This window comes from Halosimplex rubrum (assembly GCF_013415885.1).
Taxonomy (GTDB): Archaea; Halobacteriota; Halobacteria; order Halobacteriales; family Haloarculaceae; genus Halosimplex; species Halosimplex rubrum.
This window is the reverse complement of sequence record NZ_CP058910.1, coordinates 1,038,913-1,059,895: the sequence shown is the minus strand read 5'-3', so window position 1 is coordinate 1,059,895 and position 20,983 is coordinate 1,038,913. Positions and strand designations below refer to the sequence as shown.

18 protein-coding genes are annotated in these 20,983 nt (G+C 71.5%); 9 read left to right on the top strand and 9 right to left on the bottom strand.

The annotated features are described in order from the left end of the window. Positions 1-1,284, bottom strand: a complete 1,284-nt coding sequence (locus HZS55_RS05350; protein WP_179910699.1) for an extracellular solute-binding protein — start codon at positions 1,282-1,284, stop codon at positions 1-3. A gap of 111 nt (positions 1,285-1,395) precedes the next feature. Beyond that, on the bottom strand, positions 1,396-3,198 hold the full coding sequence (locus tag HZS55_RS05345) for an ABC transporter ATP-binding protein (RefSeq protein WP_179910698.1): 1,803 nt from the start codon (positions 3,196-3,198) through the stop codon (positions 1,396-1,398). A gap of 223 nt (positions 3,199-3,421) precedes the next feature. Between HZS55_RS05345 and HZS55_RS05340 the strand changes: the two genes are divergently transcribed. Then, positions 3,422-4,315, top strand: coding sequence for a glycosyltransferase (locus HZS55_RS05340; protein WP_179910697.1), 894 nt, complete (start codon positions 3,422-3,424; stop codon positions 4,313-4,315). Positions 4,316-4,369: 54 nt separating this feature from the next. Here HZS55_RS05340 and HZS55_RS05335 read toward each other — a convergent pair whose 3' ends face one another. Beyond that, on the bottom strand, positions 4,370-5,467 hold the full coding sequence (locus HZS55_RS05335; protein WP_179910696.1) for a DUF1616 domain-containing protein: 1,098 nt from the start codon (positions 5,465-5,467) through the stop codon (positions 4,370-4,372). Between the two features lie 216 nt (positions 5,468-5,683). Here HZS55_RS05335 and HZS55_RS05330 point away from each other — a divergent pair, with 216 nt between their 5' ends. Beyond that, on the top strand, positions 5,684-6,925 hold the full coding sequence (locus HZS55_RS05330; protein WP_179910695.1) for an ArnT family glycosyltransferase: 1,242 nt from the start codon (positions 5,684-5,686) through the stop codon (positions 6,923-6,925). A gap of 262 nt (positions 6,926-7,187) precedes the next feature. Here the strand turns inward: HZS55_RS05330 and HZS55_RS05325 are convergent, their stop codons facing one another. The 6 genes from HZS55_RS05325 to aglF form a co-directional block, all read right to left on the bottom strand. Beyond that, the gene (locus HZS55_RS05325; protein ID WP_179910694.1) at positions 7,188-7,850 is read right to left on the bottom strand and encodes an ABC transporter ATP-binding protein; all 663 of its coding nucleotides are present in this window, start codon (positions 7,848-7,850) and stop codon (positions 7,188-7,190) included. Further along, a complete protein-coding gene (locus tag HZS55_RS05320; protein WP_179910693.1) occupies positions 7,847-9,472 on the bottom strand; it encodes a hypothetical protein in 1,626 nt (541 codons plus the stop codon). The genes HZS55_RS05325 and HZS55_RS05320 overlap by 4 nt, the downstream gene beginning before the upstream one ends. Further along, entirely contained in the window at positions 9,469-12,516 is a 3,048-nt protein-coding gene (locus tag HZS55_RS05315; protein WP_179910692.1) for an ABC transporter permease, read from the bottom strand. Before HZS55_RS05315 ends, HZS55_RS05320 begins: the two co-directional genes overlap by 4 nt. 198 nt (positions 12,517-12,714) lie before the next feature. Continuing rightward, positions 12,715-13,338 (bottom strand): DUF7504 family protein, encoded by a 624-nt coding sequence (locus tag HZS55_RS05310; protein WP_179910691.1) that lies wholly within the window; start codon positions 13,336-13,338, stop codon positions 12,715-12,717. Positions 13,339-13,459: 121 nt separating this feature from the next. After that, the gene (locus HZS55_RS05305; protein WP_179910690.1) at positions 13,460-14,443 is read right to left on the bottom strand and encodes an NAD-dependent epimerase/dehydratase family protein; all 984 of its coding nucleotides are present in this window, start codon (positions 14,441-14,443) and stop codon (positions 13,460-13,462) included. 60 nt (positions 14,444-14,503) lie between these two features. Further along, complete coding sequence (aglF, locus tag HZS55_RS05300; RefSeq protein WP_179910689.1) at positions 14,504-15,268, bottom strand: UTP--glucose-1-phosphate uridylyltransferase AglF; 765 nt, start codon at positions 15,266-15,268, stop codon at positions 14,504-14,506. A gap of 175 nt (positions 15,269-15,443) precedes the next feature. Here aglF and HZS55_RS05295 point away from each other — a divergent pair, with 175 nt between their 5' ends. The 7 genes from HZS55_RS05295 (at position 15,444) to fer (ending at position 20,960) form a co-directional block, all read left to right on the top strand. After that, positions 15,444-16,700, top strand: a complete 1,257-nt coding sequence (locus HZS55_RS05295; RefSeq protein WP_179910688.1) for an AI-2E family transporter — start codon at positions 15,444-15,446, stop codon at positions 16,698-16,700. Between the two features lie 140 nt (positions 16,701-16,840). After that, positions 16,841-17,188, top strand: coding sequence for a hypothetical protein (locus tag HZS55_RS05290; RefSeq protein ID WP_179910687.1), 348 nt, complete (start codon positions 16,841-16,843; stop codon positions 17,186-17,188). 105 nt (positions 17,189-17,293) lie between these two features. Continuing rightward, a complete protein-coding gene (locus HZS55_RS05285) occupies positions 17,294-18,022 on the top strand; it encodes a tetratricopeptide repeat protein (protein WP_179910686.1) in 729 nt (242 codons plus the stop codon). Positions 18,023-18,025: 3 nt separating this feature from the next. Next, a complete protein-coding gene (locus HZS55_RS05280; RefSeq protein WP_179910685.1) occupies positions 18,026-18,316 on the top strand; it encodes a DUF424 domain-containing protein in 291 nt (96 codons plus the stop codon). Between the two features lie 67 nt (positions 18,317-18,383). Then, the gene (locus HZS55_RS05275) at positions 18,384-18,713 is read left to right on the top strand and encodes a hypothetical protein (RefSeq protein WP_179910684.1); all 330 of its coding nucleotides are present in this window, start codon (positions 18,384-18,386) and stop codon (positions 18,711-18,713) included. Positions 18,714-18,803: 90 nt separating this feature from the next. After that, complete coding sequence (locus HZS55_RS05270; RefSeq protein WP_179910683.1) at positions 18,804-20,045, top strand: aminotransferase class V-fold PLP-dependent enzyme; 1,242 nt, start codon at positions 18,804-18,806, stop codon at positions 20,043-20,045. 219 nt (positions 20,046-20,264) lie between these two features. Then, entirely contained in the window at positions 20,265-20,960 is a 696-nt protein-coding gene (gene fer / locus HZS55_RS05265; protein WP_179910682.1) for a ferredoxin Fer, read from the top strand. Positions 20,961-20,983: the final 23 nt, after the last annotated feature.

Sequence of the window (20,983 nt, the reverse complement as noted above, 5' to 3'; positions counted from 1 at the left end):
TTACAGCACGCCGGTCTCGCGGAGCAGTCGCAGCGTCGGTTCCAGGTCCGACAGCTTCGCCAGGTTCAGGTCCGGCGGGTTCAGCTCGTCGATGCGCGGCAGGTCGCCGACCGGCGGGACGCTCGGCAACAGCGGGTACTCGTAGCCCCGCGTCCCGAGGAACTCCTGGGCCTCGATGCTGAGCAGGTGGTGGATGAAGTCGGCGGCCAGCTCCTCGTTGTCCGTGCCCTTGACGATCTCCGTGCCCGAGCAGTTGATGAGCGCGCCGGCGTCGCCCTGCGTGAACGCCAGCTCCAGCGGGGCGTCGGGCCGCTCCTCGCGGACGAGCCGCGAGTAGTAGTGGTTCCCGAAGCCGGCGCCGAGCTCGCCGCTGGCGACCTGGTTGGCGACCACCAGCTCGTTGTCGTACGTGCCGGTGTTCTGTTCCTGCATCCCCTCGAGCCACTGCCGCGTCGCGTCCTCGCCTTCGAGCAGCCGCATCGCGGTGACGAACGACTGGAAGGCGCCGTAGGTCGGCGCCCACCCCATCGCGTCCCCGAAGCGGTCGTCGTCGGGGAACGCCGAGATATCGTTCGGGATGTCCTCGGCCGAGAACTCGTCGGTGTTGTACGGGACACTGCGGGCGCGACCCATGGTCCCGACCCACTGGTCGGTGGGGTGGAACGTGTCCGGGATACTCCGGACGACGCGTTCGGGCAGCTCGACGGTCGCGTCGTTCTCCGCGACGATGCCGATCGACCCCGCGTCGATGGCCCAGAAGACGTCCGCCGGGCTCGACCCCGCGGTCGCCTCCTCGATGATGGTGTTGGCGAGCTGCGACGAGGACGCCTTGCGGGGGGTGACGGTGAAATCCCGGTAGGTGTTCTGGATCCGCCACATGAGGTTCTCGTAGAGGCCGCCCTCGCCGCCGCCGAGATACACCGTCAGCTCGCCCCGCAGGTCGGGCAGGTCGAGCATCGAGATGCCCGTGTACTCGTCGGGCCGGTTCTCGATCAGCGGGCCCGACCCGCGCCACTCCTCGATGTTGTAGAGTTCGTCGGCCGCGTAGGTCCGCGGCTCCGGGACCGTCCCGGCCGACGTGGCCGTCCCGTCGTCGGTCGAGCCCGGCGCGGGCGTGGCGGTCCCGCCACCGCCGCTCCCGTCGCTCCCGCACCCCGCGAGCGCGAGCAGACCCGCCGTCGAACCGACCGTTTTCAGGAACCGCCGTCGACCCGGCGTCGTCCGGCGGCCGCTCGCCGGTCTCCGGTGGCCACCCTCGCCCTCGCCGCTCCGGTCCTCGTGCATGGATCGAGATGGTTTTTGGCCGACCTAAAATGTTGTTATGTTCGGTGACGGAATGGGGACGGCGACGAGGGGCGACGGTCAGGCGCGCCGTCTCGGCCGGTCCGGTCGCGGTCACCGCCGCTGCATCGCGTAGAGGTCGGCGTACTCCCCGTCGCGCTCCAGCAGTTCGTCGTGGCCGCCGACCTCGGAGATCCGGCCCTCGTCCAGGGTGTAGATGCGGTCGGCGTTCTCGACGGTCGACAGCCGGTGGGCGACGGTGACGGTGATGTACTCCCGGTCCATCCCCTCGATGCCGCGCTGGACCTCCCGTTCGAGGTTCGCGTCCAGGTCGCTCGTCGCCTCGTCGAGACACAGCACGTCGGCGTCGTCCAGCAGCGCGCGGGCGATGGCGACGCGCTGTTTCTGTCCGCCCGAGAGCCGGACGCCGTCGTCGCCGACGCGGGTGTCCAGCCCGTTCGGGAGGTCGTCGAGGAACTCGTCGACGCGGGCGATCGCACAGACCCGCTCGAGTTCCTCGCGAGAGGCCTCCCGGTCGGCGATCGTGAGGTTGTACCGGAGGGTGTCGTCGAAGACGTAGGGGTCCTGACCGACGACCGCGACGCGGTCGCGCCAGCCGGCGACGTCCATCTCGCCGATGGGGACGCCGTCGGCGCGGATCTCGCCGTCGGTCGGTTCGTGCATGCGCGCGAGCAGCGACACCACCGTCGACTTGCCGGCGCCCGACTGGCCGACGAAGGCCACGAACTCGCCGCGCTCGACCGAGAGGTCGATCCCGTCGAGGACGGTCGTCTCCCCGTCGTAGGAGAAGGTCACGTCGTCGAGGGTGACCGACTCGACCCGGTCGGGGACCTCGCGGCGGGCCCGCCCGGGCTCGGCGTTGTCGGCCAGCTCCCGCGTGAAGTTGCGGGTCCGCACCAGGTGGGGCAGGTCCTGGCCGATCCGGTAGTACAGCTCGTTGGCCCGGCTGGCCTTCGGCCCGAGCCGAAACATGGCGAACAGGAACAGGCCCAGCGAGCTCAGCGTCAGCTCGACGTAGGTCAGCGAGACGTAGACGAGCACGAACACCGACACCGCCACGGTCAGCTGGTAGGCGTTGTTGATCGCGGCCTGGTTGCGACGGAGCTCGACGCGGGCGCTCGTGTACTGCTCGACGGCGTCGACGAAGTCGCCGTACAGCTCGTCGGTGAGCCCGAAGATCCGGCTCTCGCGCATCCCCTGGGTGCCGGCCTGGGCGGCGGCCTGTCGTCGCTCGTTGGCGTCGGCGACGCGGTCGCCGAGGTCGTCGTCCGGCTCGACGAATCCGCGCAACAGCAGCGTCACGCCGCCGAGGACCGCGGCGGTCAGCAGCGTGAGTCGCGGCGAGATGAACAGCGCGATGAGCCCGTAGACGGCGCCGAGGAACGTCTGCTCGATGAACAGGACGAGCCGGCGGATCACCTGGCCCGCGTGGTAGGTCTGGGTGATGATCGCGTTGAGCACGTCGTCCGAGCCCGTCTCGTCGAGATAGGAGATCTCCGCGCGGAAGGCGTTCGCGAACGCCTCGGTCTGGAGGTGCTCGATGTAGGCCATCCGGAGCCGCTCGCGGAGCCACGCGACGAGGAAACTCGCCGCGAAGCGGACGGTCATCACGACCGCGACGCCGACGACGGCCGTCGCCAGCGTCAGCGGCACGTTCAGCGCGCGGTAGGCCGTCGCGAAGAGCCCGGCGGCGCCGTCGCCCTCGAGCGACCCGCCGCCCGACTGGACCAGCTCGATGATCGGGAGGATGAAGCTCAGCCCGACCCCCTCCAGCACGGCCGCGACCATGCCGACGCCGACGATCAGTCCCGTGAGCCGCGGGTCGTAGTCGAGCACGCTGCGCAGGGCCTCGAGCTTCTCGCCGCGGGACGCGGTCGGCGTGTCGGGATCTGTCATTGTGGGTGCCGAGAGATCGTTCGTACAACGACGGTTCTCGTTCGAGCGGATAAATCCACTCATCTCCACACATCTGCCGAATAAGGGCCAGAACGCCGTTGTTTAGGCCAGCCAAAGGAAAACTGCCGGAACCGGGGCGTTGATAGCGCCCGGGTCTCGAAGACGGGACCATGGAGGCGGTTCGGTCCCGGCCGTACCACGTTCGCAGGGCGGTGACCCGGGCGTGAGCCCGGCGACGAGCGTCGTCGTGCCGGTGTACAACGACCCCGGCGGGCTGGAGCAGACGCTCGCGTCGCTCACCGACCAGACGGCCGCCGACTACGAGGTCGTCGTCGCGGACAACGGGTCGACCGACGGGACGCCGGCGGTCGCCCGGCGGTTCGCCGAGCGCGAGCGGGTCCGTCACGTCGTCGAGGACGAGGTCCAGAGTTCCTACGCCGCGCGCAACGCCGGCGTCGAAGCCGCCGACGGCGATATCGTCGGCTTCCTCGACGCCGACATGTGGGTCGATCCGGACTACGTCGAGTCGATAACCCGGCTGATGACCGAGCGCGACCGCGACTACGCGGGCTGTCGCGTCGAACTCGTCGCCGACGACGGCACCGTCGCCCGCTACCGGCGCGCGACGGGCTTCGACGTGGAGACGTACGTCCGCGAGAAGCGGTTCGCACCGACCTGCTGTCTCGTGACTCGCCGGCGAGTGTTCGACGCCGTCGGCCGCTTCGACGGTCGACTCCGGTCGAACGGCGACCTGGAGTTCGGCCGCCGCGTGGACGCGGCGGGGTTCGACCTCGACTACGCGCCCGACGTGACGGTGTACCACCCCGCCCGGTCGACGCTCGGCGACGTGCTCTCCCAGAGCGCGCGTATCGGACGCGGTCGCGCCGAGCTCCGGGCGTCTCACGGCGACCGCTTCGACGTGCGCCACCCGCTGGAGCTCCGGCAGTTCCTCCCGGTGAACCCCCTCGCGTTTCGGACGCGGCTGGCCGACGCCGCGGCCGACCCCGCCGAGACCGCCGGCTGGTACCTGATCGCCTGCCTTCAGAAGTGGTCGATGGCGGCCGGTCACCTGCGCGAGCACGCGGCCGCGTCGGGCGAGGAGCCGGACCCGCGCTGACCGTCGGGACGGGCCGCCGCGAGCGACCCGCGCCCGCCGCGCCGAACGGGCGGCTCACTCCGAGACGGAGAGCCACAGCCACACGGCCCGGTGGGCGTTCGCCGTCGAGGGGTCGGCGGGCGCCTCGCCGACGTACAGAAGGTAGACGAGCCGGACGCGCTCGCCGGCCAGCGTCGGCGTCACGGCGTGCGGTTCCAGCCGCGTCTCGCCCGCCTCGACCCGCGGGGAGAACCGCCGGAGCTCGGCCTCCTCCAGCACCGTCAGGCCGCCCGCCGCGCCCGGCGTAGCCGTGGCGTTCGCGACGGTCCGGGCGCCGCCGTCGGCCCCCGACGCGACGCGCTGCAGTTCGACGACGACCGTGTAGTCGACCGGCTCGCCCTCGCGGTTCCCGACCCCGAGCGTCAACCGCTCGGCGTCGCCCACGGTGGCGTTCCGCGGGTAGTCGTCCGCGACGAGTTCGCCCGACTCGGTCTCGGTCAGGAGGGACAGTTCGGTGTAGTCGCCGCCTCCGGTCGGTCCGAGGACCGCGTACCCCCCGCCCGTCACCGCCAGCGCGAGGACCGCGACGAGGGCCACGTCGAGCGTCGCGACCGGGCGCCTCCCCGAGTCGGACGGCCCGTCGGACCGGTCGTCGGAGTCGCCCGCCCCGCCCGACCGGCCGCTCCGACCGGCGAGCCGAGCCCGCGCCGCCCGGACGCAGTCGGCGACCGACCCGACCGGTCGCTCGTCGACCGGGACCGCCGAGCGCCGTCGCGCCCCCGCCGCGGTCGCCCCGAGCGCGACCGCGCTCAGCGAGAGGACGACCGGGACGGGGCTGATCCCGACCGCGGCGACGCTCAGTGCGAGTCCGACCAGCGGAACGAGGGCGACGCTGGCGCCGACGGCGAGCGCGAGCCGTTCCGGGCCGTCGAGGCCGCGGCGGTCCCGCCCGCCGGTCGTCGCCCGCTCGCGCCGAGCGGCGGGGAACGCCGCCGCGACGAGCGCGTACCCGGGGGCCAGGAGGACGAACGGGAGGCCGAGGAGGACCCGCAACGGCGTTCCGTCCGACCCCGGGACCAGCGCGACGAGGGCCGTCGCCAGCGTCAGCGCGGCGACGGCCACCAGATCCGCGGGCGACCGCCGGACCGCCGGGAGCGCCGAGCGCCGGGTCATCAGGTGTCCGGCTGTCGGCGCGGGGGCAAATGGGTTGCGTTCCGCGGGACGGTCGGACGGTCTCGTTCGAGATCGGTCCGGTCGCCGAGGTGGGACGCCCGAACGTCCGGGACAGCGCCCGGCGATCCGTCGGTGACCCGGTGACCGCGCGGCGACGATGCGACGGAAACGGTGCGGATCCGCACGCTTTACTACGGGCCGTGCCGGCGCTTCCGTATGAAGTCCCTCCGCCGGCCCGAGGTGGTCCACGAGTGCTGGGAGGTGCTCGCGATCCTCGTGGTCGGCGCCGTCGGCTATCTCCCCGGGCTGGGGTCGTTCGCGACGACGCTCGACGAGCGAATCTACTTCGACGTCGCCCGGCAGATGGCGGTCGGCGGCCACTGGCTCGTCCCGCGATACACGGGGGAGGCCGACATCATCGCGGGGGCGGTCTTCCTGGAGAAGCCGCCGCTGGTCTTCTGGCTGCAGGCTCTCAGCGTCGAGGTCCTGGGCGCGACTCCGTTCGCGGTCCGGCTCCCCTCGGTCGTCGTGTCGCTGGCCTGCGCGGTGGTCGTCCACCGGATCGGGTCCCGTTGGTACGGGCGGCGGGCCGGCTTCGCGGCGGCGCTGGCCTTCCTGGCGACGCCGGCGATCTACTGGTACGGCAACGGCGGTCGGACGGCGACGACCGACATCTTCCTCACGCTGTTCGGCACGCTGTTCGTCTGGTGGCTCTGGCGCGCCCGCACCGACTCCCGATACCTCGTCTACGCCGGCGTCGCGGGCGGCCTCGCCGCCCTGTCGAAACAGGCCGCGGCCGGCGTGTTCCTCGTCGTCGCGCTCCCCCTGCTGGTCGGCCTCGTCTCCCGCGACCGCGTCGTCGACCTCGCAAAGGGCGCCGCGGCCGGCCTGGCGGTCGTCCTCCCCTGGAACCTGTTCGCCTACCTGTCCCGGCCGGAGACGTACCTCCGCCAGATGGTCGCCGAACAGGCGGTCGGCCGCCTCGGGACCGACCACGCGCCGCTCCACGGGGAGCTGGGCACGATGGTCGGTCCGTTCAACCCCTTCTACGCCCTGCAGTTCCCGTCGTATCTCGGCCCGCTCCTCCCGCTGACGGCGGTCGGCGCCGCCCTCGCGGTCCGGGCCGACCGCGCGGACGCGGACGCCGATCCCGCGTCGAGTGTGGACGCGGCCGATCGCCGCCCCGGACTCGTCCTCTGCTGGTGGCTGGCCGCCCCGATCGCCCTGTTCACGGTCGCGACCTCGTCGACGTGGATCCACTACGTGCAGGGGAGCGTCGTCCCGGCGGCCGTTCTGGCGGGCTACGCCGTCGCCCGGTCGACGGAGTTCGCGGAGGACCTGCTCCGGTCGAGAACGTCGCTCGGTGGGGTCCCATACGGCCTGTACGCCGGCTGCGTCGTGCTGGTCGCGGTGGCGGCGTTCGTCCGCTACTCGCCCCACCAGAACGCCTTCGTGTGAGCGACGGCGGTCGTCGGTGAGAGCGTTTTGCGTGGCTTTCGGAGCCGTCGGGGACCCGGCACCCCGCGGCAGATGGCGGCTGTCATCGACTCGCTCGCTAGCGGTCGTCTCGACCGCGGGAGACTGCAAGCTCTGAGGGCCCGTCGGAACCGCGAGCGAGTCCGAGACGACAGCGCGCCACCGTAACCGGTTCCGCTTCGGTTCTGCGGAGCGGCCCGACCCCTCGCGGCGAGGGGCCTGATGCGCTCGCCCGACGGCGCAGTCACTCCGCCCGGAGCCCGCCGTCTCCGAGCGCGTAGCGGTCGGGGAACCGCTCGCCGAGCCGGGGGTCGTGGCTCACGACGACGAGCGCGGTGTCGAACGTCTCGTGGACCGAGAACAGCGTCTCCAGCACGGCGTCGGTCGTCTCGGGGTCGAGCTGGCCCGTGGGCTCGTCGGCGAGGACGACGCTCGGCCGGTTGGCCAGCGCGCGGGCGATGGCGACCCGCTGGCGCTCGCCGCCCGACAGCGTCGGCGGCGTCCGGTCGGCCAGGTCGGCGATGTCGAGGCGGTCGAACAGCGTGTCGAGCCACGCCTCGTCGACGTCGCCGGCGTGTTCCTGGGGCGCCCGCGCGTTCTCGTAGGCCGTGAGGTCGTCGACGAGCCGGAACGACTGGAACACGAACCCGAGGTGGTCCCGGCGCAGCGCCGCCCGCTCGCGCTCGGAGACGGCCGCGGCGTCGGTGCCCCGGACCTCCACCGCCCCGGAGTCGGGCGTCGTCAGCAGGCCGAGCACCTCGAACAGCGTCGACTTCCCGGCGCCGCTCTCGCCGCGGACGAGCACCCGGGCGTCGTCGGGGATCTCGACCGAGAGCCCGTCGAGCACCCGCCTGTCGCCGCGGACGACCGACACGTCGCGGGCCGCGAGGACGGGGTCGTCGCTCACGGCGCCACCCCCGAGCCGATCGGCCGACACTCGTCGGGGCCCCACCGGACGACGATCGGCGAGTCTGCGCCGCCGGCGTAGACGACATCTCCCGTCACGAGCCACTCGTCGTACCCGCCCGCTGATACGGGTACCGGTCCGGTGCCGGTCGGCGCGCCGACGGTCGTCCACGAGCCTCGGGCGAGCGTCGGGCAGTCGGGAGGCGGCGCCGCGCCGCGGAGCCACGCGGCGGTCGGAGCGTCGGTGACCGCGGCGCCGCGGTAGTTGTACGCGACGTACGCGAGGTGGTCGTCGGTCGCCCACCCGCCGTCGACGCGCTCCGTCGCGAACGTCGCGGCGTCGAACTCGTCGGGTTGGGTCACGGGTTCGAACGGGAACGCCGCTAGCCCGGCGAAGGGGTACGGCGCGGAGACGAGCACGGCCGCCACGACGGCGACCGCCGCGACCCGCCCGCGGGCCGGCCGGCGGGCGCCGTAGTACGCCAGGGCCACCGCCGTCGCGACGGCGAGCGCGAGGTGGAGGAACGTCGTCGACCGGACGAACAGATCGAGGTACGCCGGCGTCCGCCCGCCGGTGAGCGCGAAGCCCATCGCGGCGAGCGGACCGACCAGCGCCGCGAACATCCCCAGTCCGCGCTCGCTCGCCAGCCGCGGGAACCCGCCGGCGGCGACGACGACCACCAGCAACAGCGGCAGCGTGAGCGCGACCAGCAGCGGCGGAGTAGTCGCCTCTCCGGGGAATATCGAGACGGCCGCGTTGACCGCGAGGACGGCGATACCGGCGACGCAGACGGCCAGCGGGAACCCCCGCTGGACGCGCCGGGGAGCGACGTCGAGCCACCGCGCCAGCGCGACCGCAAGGATCGCCCAGGCGAGAAAGAGCCCGATCGAGCCAGAGACGGCGCTCGCCCGCGGCAGGTCGACGAGTTCGTAGTAGCCCAGCGCGAACAGCCAGAACCCGGCGACGCCGACGACCCCGCCGACCGCTCGGCCGAGGGTGAACCGGCGGGCGACGCCGAGCGCGACCAGGGTCGTGGCGACGAGTCCGGCCACGACGGTCGAGAGGTTGTGGGCGAACGGAAACAGCAACCCGAGCGCGACGGTCGCGCCGAGCCAGCGACGCCGACCGGTGGCGAGCGCTCGATGGAGCGCGAGGACGAAGCAGGCCAGCAGCGCCAGGCCGTACACCTCGGCGTTGACCGACATGGTCCGGAACAGGTACGGTCCGTTCACCGCGAGGACGAGGCCGGCGAACGCCGCGGCCCCTCGCCGGTGGGCGCGCGGGAGGTCGGCGGTGAGCGACCGGGCGTACGCCATCGCGACGAGCGACGGGACGACCCCAAGGCAGGCGACCAGCGGCTGGACGACCGCCATCGGTTCGAGCCCGACGACCGCGCTGGTCGCCGCGATCAGCGTCACGAACAGGTACGCGTCGGGCGCCGGGGCGGCCGAGCCGGTCAGCGCCACGCCGTCGGCCGCGAGGACCTGCTCGGCGGAGCTGACGAACACGAACGCGTCCGTGTTGTACGGCAGCGGCGAGAGGGTGAGCGACGACAGCCGGGTCGCGATCCCGACCGCGACGACGGCCGCGACGAGCGCGACGTCGAAGCGACGGTCGGTCACGACCCCCCTCCGAACAGCCGCGACGGGTCGACCGAGCTGTACCACCAGGCGACGGCGCCCGCGCTGGCGAGCGCGAGCGCCAGCGACCCCAGCGCGAGCGGTCCGACGACGGCCACCGGGAGCGCAGCCGCCACGCGGACGCCGAACACGGTGAACGCCCCGGCACGGGCGAGGACCCACAGCGCCACTCCGGCGAGCGCGACGCTCGCGAGGGTGGCCGGCACGCCGATGCGAACGGCGTCGCCGAGCACCAGCCGGGCGACCCGCCGGGGGCTCGCGCCGACGGCCCGGTGGACGCCGATATCGCTCCGTCGGGCCTGGACGGCGTCCGCGAACGCCGCGACCGTGCTCCCGGTCGTCATCACCGCGCCGAGGCCGACCAGCGTCGCCAGCACCAGCCAGAGGTTGCCGAAGACGCGCGACAGGAGCCCGCTCGTGCCGGTCGCGCCCGAGACGCGCCCGCTGGACGCGAGCGCGCTGGCCAGTCGGTCGTCGCCGGCCACTCGATACGACCGCTCGACGACGGCCTCGCCCGCCGTCGCCCGGACGGTGTAGGTCCCGGGCGGCCTGGGGTCGAGCGTCGCCGTCCGCGTCAGTTCGCCCCCGGCCGGGATCCGAACCGATTCGGTCACCTCGACCCCCGGGCCAGCGATCGTCGCGGTCCGTTCGAGCGCGGTCGCCCAGGGGTTCGTCAGCCGCAGTCGGACCGTCGGGTCGGTCAGCGCACCGGTCTCGTCGGGCACCACGAACCGGACCCCCGGAGTGCGGGGCGCGCCGGCCACCGTCCGGATCCGGCCGGTCGCGGTCCGGTCGCCGGCGCTCGCCCGTATCGCGTAGGTCCCGGGCGTCGCCGGCAGGCGGAGCCGCACCGCTCCGGATTCGTCGGTGCGCGCCGTCCGCCCCCCGACCGTCACGGTCGCGTTCGCGACCGCCTCGCCGGCCAGCGTCCGGACCGGGAGGCGCAGGCTGGCGTTCGGCGGGGCCTCGTCGGGCAGCGGCGGGAGCGCGAGCGTCTCCGGTGCGAGGACGCGAACTCGCCGCGTCGTCGACCCGACGGTCACCGCCCGGACGCCCTCGCCCGTCGCGTCGAACTCGGCGACGACCGTCCGTCGCTCGTCCGGGTCGAGCGACGCCTCGACCCGTCGGGTCCGGTCGCCGAATCGCACGCGGACCGTCCGCGTCGCCCGCTCGGCGCCGACGTTCCGGAGGTGGACCCCGACCTCGACCGTCTCGCCCCGGGCCACCCGGTCGGGCGTCGTCGCGCCGAGGACGACGACCCCGTCGCTCGACTCGTTCGCGGCGGGCTCGCCGAGTCGGATCAGGTTCGCGTACCCCGGGTACACGTCCGACAGGTGGCGGGCGAGCGAGGGGGCGACGAGCAGGTGGTCGTCGGCCGCACCGCTCGCCTCGAACGCGCCGACGACCTCGACGGTCGCGACGGCGCGTCTCGTGCTCCCGCCGAGCGCGAGCGTCTCGCCCGGTTCGACGCCGAGCGTCCCGGCGAGGTCCGCGCCGACGACCGCTTCGTCGGTCCCGTTCGGCGGGCGCCCCGAGACGATGCGAGCGTCCGAGACGGAGCGATACGCCTCGAACGACGCCCCGCGGGCGGGGAACGGTCGGCCGTCGTGGACCAGAAAGAGGAGGATCTCGGCGCTGGCGGGCGTCCCCGACCGCCGGAGCACGTCGGCGTAGCCGGCCGGGACGCGGCTGTCGACGGGGTGGAGCGCGTCCGGTGCGACGATCGTCGCACCTCCCTGGTCCCCGGTGGCGCCGACGCCGCCGACGACGCCGACGAGCGCGACGACGACGAGGACGAACGTGACGAACACGGCGAGGGTGGCCGTCGTCGGCACGGCCGCCCCGGCCGGCAGCAGCGACGGGCCGCGGAGCCACCTCGACGGGCCGTCGAGCCGCTCCGACAGGGCATCGAGTCGCTCCGAGAGCCAGTCGGGGGCGAGCGGCCCGCCGGGGAGCGACGGCAGCCACTCGGCCGGGCCGGGCGGCGGGTCGAGCGGCGCACCTCGCGTGACCGACCGCGCGGCGAGCGCGCCGGCGGCGACGCCGACGACGACGAACGTCGCGCAGACGCCGGCGACGAGCGGCGCGCTCCGCCGGGTGATCCCGAGCGGGAGGCCCACGGGGAGCCCCAGCGTCACCGCGCCGGCGGTCACCGCGTTCGGGACGACGACGCCGACCGCGTAGCCGAGCGCGACGCCGGCCGACGTGAGCAGTCCCGCCCGGGCGGCGACGACGAGCCCGATACGTCGCGGGGTGGCGCCGGTCGCCCGGAGGACGACGAGCGCCTCGCGACGGTCGCGGACCGTCATCCGCGTGACGCTGAACACGACGACGCCGACGAGGACCGCGGCGCTCAGACAGACCACCGCGAGGACGCCGAGCATCTGTCGGGTGCCCGCGAGGAAGAACGCGAGGGCCCCGGTCAGCGGCGCCCCCTCGCCGGGAACCGGCGACGCCGCCGGTCGCGAGCGAAGCGCCCGGTCGGCGCCCACCTCCCTCACCGTCGCCGCGTCGGTGACCAGCCACGAGTCGGGGAACACGTCCGCCCCCGCGCGGTGGTCGACCCGCCGGTCGACCGCGGCCCGGTCACCGACGAGCGTGACCCGCTCGCCCGACACCGGGCCGGCGACGCCGTCGGGGGCCGAAACGCCGTCGATCCCGCCGGCGAGGGGAGGAGCGTCGGCGGTCCCGCCGGTGGAGGTCGAGCCGGCGTCGGTCCCGCTGGTGGAAGTCGAGCCGGCGTCGGTCCCGCCGGCAGGCACTCCGACGACCGTCCGCCGTTCACCGTCGACCGTGACGGTCGCCAGCGGGAAGGCCGCTCGTTCGCCCGTGACGGCACCCGGATCGTTCGTCAGCGTGACCGCCGTCTCGGCGCCGTGTTCGCCCGCGATCGCAGTCGTCTGCCCGGCGACGCCGAGCAACACGAGCACCGCCCCGACGAGGAACGCCGTCGCGACGGCGACCACCAGCACCGCGAACTGGTCGCGGGCCGACCACCGGGTGACGAGCGCCCGTGCGTAGTTCATCGGGAGCGAACCGTCGTTGTCCGACCCACCGCGGTTCCGGCAATATATCTTGCTGTCGAACACCGCGGGACCGCGGTCGCGGGCGCCGAAGGTCCTCGGTTCGGCACCGAAACCCGCTCGAGATCTCCCGAAGCGGCCGTTCACCCGTCGGACGACCGCGTAGCCGCCGTCGGTCCGTACCGACCTACCGAGGCGCGTTCACTCCTCGCCGCCGGCCCGGACGGTCCACTCGCCGTCGTCGAAGCGGAGGGTCGTCTCGAACAGCTCGCTCAGCCGGTCGATGGTCTCGTCGTCGTGAGCCTCCGGGTCGAGGTGGTAGTGGGCGACGGCGTCGGTCGCCGCGCACCGCTCGGTCACCACGTCGAGAAACTCGACCGCGCTCTCGACGTCGACGTACTGCAACAGCGTCGTGAGCGACTGGAAACAGACGACGACCGTCTCGGCGGACCCGTCCCACTCGTCGAGGCAGTCGGCGACCCGGATCCCGAGGCGCGTCAGGTTGTGTGGGGACCCGACCCGTTCGACCGACCGGTCGGCGTCGGGGCCGGCCGTCTCGTCCGTCCGGTCCGAGCGGGCGTCGGCGTCGACGGCGACGATCCGCATCCGGGTCGGGTAGGCGCCGGCGATCCGCTGCCAGGCGTCGACGTGGTCCCCGGGAGACTGGGTGAAAAGCACCGAGAGCGCGTGTACGTCGGTCGACCCGTCGGGCGTCAGCAGATCCAGACAGGCTCGCGGCTCCGCGCCCGTGAACGACGGGCAGCAGACGAGCACGTTGTCCCCGGGTCGTATCGACGTCTGCGACTGTTCGGTGACGGAACACATGCAGGTGCGTTCGTTGCTACCCGGCTATCCGTCATAAATCTACGTGTCGGCGTTCGAACACCGGCCTGGTCGACCATGTCCCGGCCGCGCGGCCGCCGTTCGGCTGCCCGATATCGTTCGCTCAGGAGTTTCGGACGAGGGGTTCGTACCACCCGCGATTGTCGCGGTACCACTCGACGAACGCTTCGACGCCCTCGCGGATAGTGTAGGTCGGCTCGTAGCCGATCAGCTCGCTGGCCTTGGACACGTCGGCGTGGCTGTGGTCGGCGTCGACCTCGTAGGCGTCGGCGTATTCGATCTCTAGTTCGGGCGCCAGCTGGTCGCGGATCTCCGTCGCGAGCGTCTCGATGTCGATGTTGTCCGTGCTGCCGACGTTCATCACTTCGCCGTCGGCGGCGTCCGTGTCGAGCAGGGCCCGGTTCGCACTCAAGATGTCCGCGACGTAGGTCATGTCGCGGGTCTGGGAGCCGTCGCCGTAGACGACCGGCGGCTCGCCGTCGAGACAGCGCGAGACGAAGTTCGAGACGGCCATGTTCGGCCGCATCCGCGGGCCGTACACCGTGAAGTAGCGCAGCGCGACCGCGGGGACGCCGTAGCGCTCGGCGTACACCATCGCGTAGCGCTCGCCGGCCAGCTTCGAGGCGCCGTAGGGGCTGATCGGTGTCGTGAGGTGGTCCTCGTCGTAGGGCAGGTAACGGGGCTTGCCGTACACCGACGAACTGCTCGCGAACACAAGCCGTTCGATGTCGTGGTCGCGGGCGGCGTCCAGGACGTTGAGCGTGCCGTCGACGTTGACCTCGTCGTACTTGCGAGGGCTGTAATCCGTGCGGACGCCGGCCTGGGCGGCCTGATGGTAGACGTAGTCGGCGTCGGCGACGAGGTCGGCGACGAGGTCGGCGTCGCGCACGTCGCCTTCGACCAAGTCGTAGCTGCCGTCGCCGTCGTCGGCCGCCGCGCGGCCGACCTCGACGTTGTGTTCCTTGATCCGCGTGTCGTAGTACGGGTCGAAGTTGTCGAGGACGACCACGTCGTGACCGTCGCGAGCGAACGCTTCGGCGAGGTGGCCGCCGATGAAGCCGGCGCCACCGGTGACGAGGACTCGCATTGTCGTATCGCTCACTCGACGGGAGAAAAACCCATCGGCACGCTGTCGGTCACGTCGCCCTCACTCTGCAGTGGCGTCGGCCGACTCGGCGTCGTCGTCCGTCTCGACGGCCCCCGCCTCTTCGAGTCGCTGTTCGGCGGACTCGCGGTCCTCGGGATAGCCCACGTCGGTGCGCCAGCCGTCCATGCGGATGGCGTCAATGGTCCGCCCGGAGTGGATCAAGAGATCGATCGCGTCGGAGATCTCGTACTCGCCGCGATTGGAGGGCTGGACGAGGTGGCAGGCGTGGAGGATCTCGGGGGTGAACGTGTAGAAGCCGGTCATCACGAGATTGGAGGGCGGGTCGTCGGGCTTCTCGATCACGTCGGTGATCTCGCCGTACTTGTTGGTGTCGCAGACGCCGTAGCGGCTCGCTTCTTCCCAGGGAACCTCTTCGACGAGGAAGGCCGCATCGGCGCGGGACTCGGCCTGGCGATTGACCACGTCTTCGAGGTTGGCCTGGAAGATGTTGTCGCCCAGCATCAGCATGAAGTCGTCGTCGATATGGTCCTCGACGGTGAGCAGGGCGTGAGCCAGGCCCTTCTGCTCGCGCTGGTGGGCGTAGGTGATCGGCACGCCCTCGAACTCGTCCTCGTAGTGGTCGATGATGGCCTGTTTCTTGTAGCCGACGACGACCAGCAACTCGTCGGCGCCGAGTTCGACCAGCTGCTCGAAACAGTGCGTCAGGATCGGCTTGCCCGCGACCTCGACCATCCCCTTGGGCTTGTCCTCGGTCAGCGGACGCAGCCGCGTCCCCTCACCGGCGGCCAGTACGACGGCTTGCATACTACCGACTGGTCTGTCATCGCGTAAAACTCTTGTTGGACGATCCCGCCGATGATACTCGGCGGCTCGCCGGGGCCGTCGGCGGTCGCCCGTGAGCGACCGCACCGACCGCGAGCGACCACGCCACGCATCTCCCGGCATCAGTCCCTTCGGTATCGAGCGACAAACGAGGTCGATGGCACACTCCGACGACCGGACGGTCCTCGAGCGGTCACGGATCGGCTGGTGGCTGTTCGTCGCGCTGCTCGCGGCCGTCGCGGCGTACCTGGCCTGGCAGTTCGTCGGACTGCTCGTGCTCGGCGTGTTCGGCTACTACGCCACGCGGCCGATCAACGACCGCGTCGCCGCGGTCGTCGACAGCGACTGGCTCGCCGCCGGGATCACCGTCCTCCTCGTGCTGGTACCGGTGATCGCGCTCTCGCTGTACGCGGGCTACCAGCTCCTCCTCGCGCTCCAGGGGTTCCTGACCGGGACCGTCGACCCGGTCGCGCTTCTGGGCCAGTACTTCGGTCTCGGCGACGTCCCGCTCGCCGAGCGCCAGTCGTTCATGCGCGCGCTCGAGAACCCCGGGGAGTTCGTCTCGAATCCCCGTCAAAAGGTCCTGACGGTGCTTCGGACCGGGCGGACCGTCGTCTCCGCCGTCGCGAGCACGTTGCTGTTGCTCGCCCTGTCGGGCACCCTCTCGTATTTCCTCCTCAAGTACGACGACGACATCGCCGACGCGCTCCGGCAGCTGTTCGGCGGCACCAACACCGTGGCCTACGCGTACGCGACGGCCGTCGACACGGACCTGGAGTCGGTCTTCTTCGGCAACCTCCTGTTCGTCGTCGTCATGTCCGGCCTCGCGGGCCTGGCCTACCTCGGGACGAACCTCCTCGCCCCGGCGGGGCTGGGGATTCCGATGGTCGCCGTGCTGGCGTTCCTGACGGGCGCGGCGAGCCTGATCCCGCTCGTGGTCGGGAAGGTCGTCTACGTGCCGGTGCTCGCGCTGCTGGCCGTCCAGGCCGTCAGGTCGAGCGGGTCCGCCCTCGTGTTCGTCGGCGCCACCGCCGTCGTCTACTTCCTCGCGCTCGATTTCCTCCCGCAGACGTTCCTCCAGCCGTACATCTCCGGTCGGCACCTCGACGGGATCATGCTCATGTTCGCCTACCTGCTCGGGCCCGTCCTGTTCGGCTGGTACGGCTTCTTCCTCCTGCCCATCGTCTTCGTCGCCATCCTGGAGTGCGTCCGGATCGTCCTCCCGGAACTGCTCCACGGCGAGCGGCTCACCCTCGACGCCTCGATGGGAGGGTCGGTCGGCGCCGACCCGCAGTCCGAGGGCGACGTTCCATCCGACGAGTACGCCGAGAACCGCTTCGAGGAACGCGACCCCCAGCCGCCGGCGGACGACGCCGACGACGGTGGCACCTCCGACTCCTCGCCGAGCAACTGAACGGGCCGCTCGGTGGTCGACTCCGGTCACCCGACTGCCGACCGCGCCGTCCGACACGACCGCCGACTGCTCGGTACGACCGCGTCCACGCCGCGAGTCGACCGTCACACTTAGCCTCCGAGGCGGCGTCACGGTCCCGCATGGACGACTCCGCCGCCCTGCGTCTGACCCTCCGCCGCTGCACCGCGGTCGTCGTCGTCGGTCTCGGGCTGATCGCCGCGAACACGCACCCGTACGACCCGAGCAACAGCTTCGGCTACCCCCTCGCCTACCTCGCCGTCGGCTACCTGGCCCTGAGTCTGCTCGTCGGCTTCTTCCGCCGGGGCGCCGACGCGTCCGATTCGGCTCGCGGTCCGCCGTCGGGTGGCGGCGGAGCCGACGACGAGTCCGGCGACGGCAGCGAGGGGATCGACGATACCGACGAGAGCGACGACTCCGACGGCTCGGACCGCCCACCGGGCGGGGCGTTGGGCGGCGGACACTGGTAGCCGAGCGAACGCCACCGACGTTCGTCCCGGCCGACAGGTGTAGCCGCGAGCCGGTCGCGAGCCCGGGACGTAGCCCTTAACCGCTCGGCTCGCGTACCCCGGGGTATGACTGACGACCGGGACGACCACGAGTTCTCCTCCGGGCAGGGCTTCGGCGACCCCTACGAGGGGTTCGACATCGATCCGCCCGAGCTGCAGGTCGACACGAACAAGGTCGACCCCGTCGACTCGCGCGTGCTCACCGACGAACTGGACGAGCGCAACCTCGCCTCGGACGAGGTCGACGCCGACCAACTCCTCGACGTGGGGCTGAGCTACATCGGCATCAACCGCTACGAGCAGGCCACCGACGCCCTCGAACGGGCGGCCCGCTTCGCCGAGGACGAGAAGATAGAGCAGGAGGCCTGGACGAACAAGGGCGCCGCCCACGCCGAGATGGAGGAGTGGGACGCCGCCATCGGCGCCTATCGCGAGGCGCTCAACATCGACGACGACTCCGAGCACGCCGCGACGGCCGAGACGAACCTCGCCTTCGCGTTCTGGGAGTCCGGCCGCACCGAGCAGGCGCTCGAACACGCCGAGCGCGCCGTCGAGGTCGACCCCCGCTTCGCCCAGGGCTGGTACAACCGCGGCTTCTTCCTGCTGGAGCGCGGCCTCGCCGAGGACGCCCGCAACGCCTTCGACAACGCCATCCGCCTGGGCTTTCGCAACGCCGAGATCATCGAAGAGAAGGCCCGCGCCCTCGAGGAACTCGGCGAAGACGACCGCGCCGAGGAGCTGGCCGAGGAGGCCGACGAACTCCGCCAGGAGGCCGAGGCGGAGATGATGGAGTAGGCGATGTTGCTCAACGAACGGGACACCGACGAGGGGCTGCTCGTCTCGGTCTGCGACCCCGAGGACCTGGGCGAGACCTACGAGGACGGCTCCGTCTCGCTGACCGTCGAACCCGACTTCTACGACGGCGATGAGGCCAGCGAGGAGGAAGTGGTCGACAGCCTCAAGCGCTGTACGACCGCCAACCTCGTCGGCGAGGAGACCGTCGATCTGGCCGTCGAACACGGCTTCGTCGACGAGGAGAACGTCCTCGACCTCGACGGCACGCGCCACGCGCAGCTGCTCTGGATGTAAATCGGGTTCGACCGACACCGCCGACGCGACCGGAACGGTTCTGACCTCGTGGTGAGTCGACATGTATATGACCGACGAGGACAGTCCTGGCGACGAACCGACGGGGGCCTCGAACGGGGCCGACCGGCCGGTTTCCGACGGCGGTGTCTCGGCCGGACTCGACGACGACGAACTCTACGAGGTCGTCCACGACGCCGTCGAGGACGCGATCCTCGGCGTCGTCGGCACGCTCCTGTTGCTCGGGATCGGGTTCGTCTCCCTCGTCTCCGGGGTGACGGCCGTCGTCGATGCGACGTCGACCGCGTCGTTCGGTATCGGACTCGCCGTACTCGCGGCCGGTCTCGTAATCTTCGTGACGACGCTCAGGGGCGTCCTGCCGGTCAGTCGGTGGATCTGAAACGACCGGTCGCTCGGGTGTTCGCCGAGCGCGAACTGAGTTTTCGGGAAACCGAAGGAATGTTGCCCGTCGAGCGCCTCCCTTCGACTGATGGAAGTGTCAGAACCGGAGTCGCTCGACGTCGAGCGCATCCGCGGGGACTTTCCGATCCTCGAACGGGAGTTCGCGGGGGAGCAGCTGGTGTATCTCGATAACGCGGCGACCAGCCAGACGCCCGACCGGGTCGTCGACGCCATCGCCGACTACTACCGGACGACCAACGCCAACGTCCACCGCGGGCTCCACCAGCTGAGCCAGGAGGCCTCGATCGCCTACGAGGACGCCCACGACCGCGTCGCCGACTTCGTCGGCGCCGACGGCCGGGAAGAGGTCGTCTTCGGGAAGAACACGACCGAGGCGATGAACACCGTCGCCTACGCGTGGGGCCTCGCGGAGCTGGGACCGGGCGACGAGGTGGTCATGACCGAGATGGAACACCACGCCGCCCTCGTGACGTGGCAGCAGATCGCCAAGAAGACCGGCGCCACGGTCAAGTACGCCCGCGTCGACGACGAGGGCTACCTCGACATGGACCATCTGCGCGAGCTCGTCACCGACGACACGGAGATGGTCAGCGCCGTCCACGTCTCGAACACGCTGGGCACGATCAATCCCGCCTCGGAGATCGCCGATATCGCCCACGACCACGACGCGCTCTGCTTTATCGACGGCGCCCAGTCCGTCCCGCACATGCCCGTCGACGTGAAGGAGATGGACGCGGACTTCTTCGCCTTCTCGGGCCACAAGATGTGCGGGCCGACGGGTATCGGCGTCCTCTACGGGAAAGAGCACCTCCTGGAGGAGATGCAGCCGTACCTCTACGGCGGGATGATGATCGAGAAGGTCACCTTCGAGGAGTCGACGTGGCACGAACTCCCCTGGAAGTTCGAGGCGGGCACCCCGCCGATCTCCCAGGGTATCGCGCTGGCCGAAGCCTGCGACTACCTCGACGAGATCGGCATGGAGAACGTCCAGCGACACGGCGAGGCGCTCGCCGAATACGCCTACGACCGCCTCTCGGAGTTCGACGACATCACGATTCTGGGGCCGCCCGGCGACGACCGGGCGGCGCTGGTGTCGTTCAACCTCGGGAACGTCCACGCCCACGACGCTTCGGAGATCCTCAACGACTTCGCCGTCGCGGTGCGGGCCGGCGACCACTGCACCCAGCCGCTGCACGACAAGCTCGGCATCCCCTCCTCGACCCGGGCGAGTTTCTACATCTACAACACCGAGGAAGAAGTCGATAAACTGGTCGAGGCGCTGGACGCGGCGCGAGAGCTGTTCGCGTAGGGTAGCGGTCGCGTTTGCGGTGGCGGTTCTGCGGTGGCGGTCGGCACCATCGTCCGGCGCCGGCGGCGCCGGTTCTTCCGAGCGCGACCGAAGGGAGCGCTCGGCCTTTTTCACCCATGGTTTTCGCTTGGGGGTGCCCACAGCGCCCGAAGGGCGCGAGGATACCCCCAAGCGAAAAAGATGGAGGGGTTTATGCGCCTCTTGCCGCTAGGGGCGCGCGTGGAGTCGCCGTTCGACGTTCTCTCGGTCGAGCCGGGTGCCGACGAGGCGGAGATCAAGGAGGCCTACCGGGAGCGGATCAAGGACGCCCATCCCGACCACGGGGGGTCGGCCCGCGAGTTCCAGCTCGTCAAGGCCGCCTACGAGGAACTCAAAGACGGCGGTAGCGAAGCGGTCGGCGAGGACGGGGACGGGGGCGAAGACCGATCGCCGGCCGAGCGGGCCGAAGCCGCGGCGTCGCCCGCCGAGAACGGGGAGCAACCCCGCCGCGAGCAGCGCTGTCGGGTCGAGTACCTCAACTACGAGGTGCTCGACGACCGCGGGTGGGACCTCGACGACCCGGACCTCATGGAGACCGCCGCCGACGGCGGGCTCGACCGCGAGGACTACGGCCAGTTCTGGGTCCGGCCGCGCGAGTCGCTGCTGGAAGCCGCCGAGCGCCACGGGTTCGCGTGGCCCTTCGCCTGCCGCGGCGGCGCCTGCGCGAACTGCGCGATCATCGTGCTGGAGGGCGACGTGCGGACCCGCGTCGACCACGTCCTCCCCCAGGAGATGCTCGACCAGGGGTTCCAGCTCTCCTGCAACGGGATGCCCGTCACCGACGAACTGCAGGTCGTCTACAACGTCAAGTCGATGCCCGAACTGGAGGACCTGCTGTTGCCGCCGCGACCGTTCGAGCAGGCCCACGACGACTGACCGCGCGACCCGATCCCACGCGC

Excerpts from the sequence above, each read along its gene's own strand:
- HZS55_RS05310 (WP_179910691.1), bottom strand. The coding sequence starts at position 13,338 with ATGTGTTCCGTCACCGAACAGTCGCAGACGTCGATACGACCCGGGGAC.
- HZS55_RS05270 (WP_179910683.1), top strand. The coding sequence starts at position 18,804 with ATGGAAGTGTCAGAACCGGAGTCGCTCGACGTCGAGCGCATCCGCGGG.
- HZS55_RS05280 (WP_179910685.1), top strand. The coding sequence starts at position 18,026 with ATGTTGCTCAACGAACGGGACACCGACGAGGGGCTGCTCGTCTCGGTC.
- HZS55_RS05350 (WP_179910699.1), bottom strand. The coding sequence starts at position 1,284 with ATGCACGAGGACCGGAGCGGCGAGGGCGAGGGTGGCCACCGGAGACCG.
- HZS55_RS05285 (WP_179910686.1), top strand. The coding sequence starts at position 17,294 with ATGACTGACGACCGGGACGACCACGAGTTCTCCTCCGGGCAGGGCTTC.
- HZS55_RS05335 (WP_179910696.1), bottom strand. The coding sequence starts at position 5,467 with ATGACCCGGCGCTCGGCGCTCCCGGCGGTCCGGCGGTCGCCCGCGGAT.
- HZS55_RS05295 (WP_179910688.1), top strand. The coding sequence starts at position 15,444 with ATGGCACACTCCGACGACCGGACGGTCCTCGAGCGGTCACGGATCGGC.
- HZS55_RS05290 (WP_179910687.1), top strand. The coding sequence starts at position 16,841 with ATGGACGACTCCGCCGCCCTGCGTCTGACCCTCCGCCGCTGCACCGCG.
- HZS55_RS05345 (WP_179910698.1), bottom strand. The coding sequence starts at position 3,198 with ATGACAGATCCCGACACGCCGACCGCGTCCCGCGGCGAGAAGCTCGAG.
- HZS55_RS05315 (WP_179910692.1), bottom strand. The coding sequence starts at position 12,516 with ATGAACTACGCACGGGCGCTCGTCACCCGGTGGTCGGCCCGCGACCAG.
- HZS55_RS05305 (WP_179910690.1), bottom strand. The coding sequence starts at position 14,443 with ATGCGAGTCCTCGTCACCGGTGGCGCCGGCTTCATCGGCGGCCACCTC.
- HZS55_RS05275 (WP_179910684.1), top strand. The coding sequence starts at position 18,384 with ATGACCGACGAGGACAGTCCTGGCGACGAACCGACGGGGGCCTCGAAC.
- HZS55_RS05330 (WP_179910695.1), top strand. The coding sequence starts at position 5,684 with ATGAAGTCCCTCCGCCGGCCCGAGGTGGTCCACGAGTGCTGGGAGGTG.
- aglF (WP_179910689.1), bottom strand. The coding sequence starts at position 15,268 with ATGCAAGCCGTCGTACTGGCCGCCGGTGAGGGGACGCGGCTGCGTCCG.